The sequence below is a fragment of the Microcoleus sp. BM001215392 genome, from assembly GCF_036700185.1.
In the GTDB taxonomy this organism is placed as follows: domain Bacteria; phylum Cyanobacteriota; class Cyanobacteriia; order Cyanobacteriales; family Microcoleaceae; genus Microcoleus.
Genome location: NZ_JAUBOJ010000568.1, coordinates 1 through 3,277 on the forward strand (window position 1 = coordinate 1; position 3,277 = coordinate 3,277).

General features: G+C 51.3%; 2 protein-coding genes. Both read right to left on the bottom strand.

Translation table 11 applies throughout. The features are described 5' to 3' along the window. Positions 1 to 525: DUF4915 domain-containing protein (locus QT974_RS32740; protein ID WP_333472529.1), on the bottom strand; the 525-nt coding region annotated here is incomplete at its 3' end. A 583-nt stretch (positions 526 to 1,108) separates the two neighbouring features. Then, positions 1,109 to 3,157 carry a hypothetical protein gene (locus QT974_RS32745; RefSeq protein WP_333472530.1) on the bottom strand — a complete coding sequence of 683 codons (2,049 nt, stop codon included), beginning with the start codon at positions 3,155 to 3,157 and terminating at the stop codon, positions 1,109 to 1,111. Positions 3,158 to 3,277: the final 120 nt, after the last annotated feature.

Below are 3,277 nucleotides of genomic sequence, written 5' to 3' on the forward strand. Positions count from 1 at the left end.
CCCCCCCTTAGTAAGGGGGGGAACAAAATTCTGTTTTTCTGGCTCCCCCCTTGATAAGGGGGGCTGGGGGGGTACTTCTACCACCACGTCATGTACGTCCAAATCCCCCGTGATGTAACCTACCTGAGGCACGTATACGCCGTCATAGCCATTGTGAACTTCTCCCTGAGGCAGAGCATTTTCAAACCGCCACAGTTGATACAGAGAACTCATGTAGAGAGTTGAACCCTCTGCATACAACCCCATGCAGCGCTCAAAGGAGCGCTCGAATACCGACAACTGTCCATTCGGTTGCAACCCAATAAAAAAAACTTTCCCCGCCTGATAGGTGGTGAAAGCAAGACTCAGGTTTTGCTCGGCTAACCAGGAGGTGAACTGGCGGGAGGCATTGATTTCCAGGGAGGGGGCGCTAGTTGAGGGGGTAGCAGAATCGAGCAAATTTCCACTGTGCGCCGCTATGTCTGGTGCATCTTCGATCATTAGGGGAATTTGTTTAGCCGCAAAGCCATTACGGTTTGATTGCATTGCATCTGTCTTGATTAGTATGTTTGTTATTTGTTATTTGTTATTTGTTGTGCGTGCTTGTTTGTTATTTAAAGAAAAGTTAGGGAAACCGATCGGGAGTCCCCTAACTGAGTGCGTTGTCGAAGAGTGATATCAAATCCGGTTGCACTCCTTATGATATAGAGGAGACACCGCGATGAATTGTAGGGACACGGCACTGGCTATTGGTGTCAACTTAAGCTTTTAGTCCGCCAGTCCTCTCAGTCACCCGGCAGTCCGCCAGGGAATCAATTAAGAGTCTCATAGCGAAAGTCCTCGCTCAAGAGGACTGAAGAACTCATTATATCAGGTTCGGGTAACTGCTTATAATATCATGTCCGGTCGATCGCTAGTAATACAAACCTTACTTATTGTAATTGTTCGATCGGACATGATATTAGTCCTCTTTGAGAGGACTTTCGCTATGAGGCAGGGGTTTCAACCCCTGCCGGACTGCTGGTTGTACGTTAAGTTGACACGACGAAAGGCACGGCGCCGTGTCCTGGCTAATAATTCCGATGCAACCGGAAACCATATGAAACACTGTCAAAGCAGTTCGATCGCACTAAACTTTGACGAAGCTACTAGAGCCGATACTGCTAGCTGGTACCCCATTCAAACGCGCCAACTCTTCGCCAGTGCTGGCAAATTTGATTACAGTATCATTCCCCCTTCGATCGATCGCCAACTTCTCAAACGTCAAGCCACCGGAGAGACCGAGTGTCGTCTGACCCACCTGGAAATTGTCGATGCGATCGACGCCCTTGTTGATTTGCAGGACAACTACGTCCTTGCCGCCGCCCAAGAAAATCCGATTGTTGCCGGCGCCGCCCAAAATCAGGTCATCGCCAGAACCCGAGTAGATCGAGTCGTTACCAGGCCCGCCATAGATCGTATTGTTGCCCCCACCCGCGTAAATGTCATCGTTCCCGTTGCCACCATTGATGTAATCAGTTTGGGAACCCCCGTAAATCTCGTCGTTGCCATCCTCACCCAAGAGAGTGTTGACCCCCTCACCGCCAAATATCTTATCGTTGCCGCCACGACCGTAGAGTGCATCGTTACCAGATGTACCGTTAAGCACATCCTTGCCTTCCGTGCCCAAGGTGGGGACTTTACCGAAGACGACATAGCTAGAGCCAGAGTTGGTTTTGCCGTTGGGGTCAGCATAAGTGGCACCGATAATCAGGTCATCGACACCATCGCCGTTGATGTCTCCAGCACCGCTAACTGAGATGCCGGAGAAGTTCTCTGGATTAACGCCATTGAGAACAGAGCCGTTGATGCCGTCGAGGGAAGAAAGGTTAATGCTGGCTCCGAATCCTTCTTTTGAGCCGAACACTAGATAGCTTTGACCCGCAACGTTATTAGCCTGAGGTGCGCTGACAATCAGGTCATCAATACCATCGCCGTTGAAGTCCCCGGCACTGCTGACACTAAAGCCTGAGAGGTCACCCCCGGCAATACCGTTGATGGCAAAGCCGTTAGTGCCATTGAGTCCAGAGAGCTTAAAGTTGGCGGGGAACGCTTTAGGTGAACCGAACACCACATAGCTGGTGCCTGCATAGGCGTTGCCATTGGGGTCTGCCCCAAATGCCCCGACAATCAGGTCATCAAAGCCGTCACCGTTAACGTCTCCGGCGGCGCTGACTCTGCTTGAGAAGTCACCCTCGGCTTTGCCGTCGATCGCAAAGCCGTTAGTGCCGTTGAGCGCACTGACGTTGAGGCTGGGAGCGAATCCTTGAGTTGAGCCGAACACTACATAGCTTTGACCCGCATTCTCTAGTCCGTTGGGGTCTGCCCCAAATGCCCCGACAATCAGGTCATCTTTGCTGTCACCGTTAACGTCTCCGGCGGCGCTGACTGAGACGCCCAATTCGTCTCCCGCCGCCATGCCGTTGATGGTGAAGCCGTTATTACCGTTAAGGGTACTGACGTTGAGGCTGGTAGGGAATCCCTGGTTGGAGCCGAACACCACATAGGTTTTACCCGCATCCTGAAGTCCGTTGGGGTCAGCATAAGGTGCGCCGATACTCAAGTCAGCGAAGCCATCACCGTTGACATCTCCAGCACCGCTAACTGAGGAACCCAATTGATCTCCCGCCGCCATGCCGTTGATGGTGAAGCCGTTAATGCCGTTGAGGGTAGCGAGGTCAATGCTGGGAGCGAATCCTGATTTGGAGCCGAACACTACATAGCTGGAGCCTGCATCTATCAGTCCGTTGGGGTCAGCCCCAAATGCTCCGATAATCAGGTCATCTTTGCCATCGCCGTTAACGTCCCCAGCACCGCTGACACTCAAGCCAGTGAAGTCATCTGCCGCAACGCCTTTGAGGGCGAAGCCGTTAGTGCCGTTAAGGGTACTGAGTTCAAAGTTAGCAGGGAATCCTGCTTTCGATCCGAACACTACATAGCTAGTACCAGGAGTGGTGGTGGCGCCAGGATTACTACCAGTAAATCCAGGTGCGCCAATAATTATGTCAGCAATACCATCGTTGTTGATGTCGCCAGCATCGCTGACGCTATAACCTGATGTGTCATAAGGGGCAACGCCGTTGATGGTAAAGCCGTTAGATCCGGTGAGGTCTGAAAGATTGAAAGATGAAATTGCCATTGTAAAAATTATTGCGTTGAACTACTAAGGGGCACCCCTAATACGGTTGGGTTAAAACTATTTATTCCTCGGAGATCCCTTTAAATCCCCCTTAAGAAGGGGGACTTTGAGTAAGTTCTT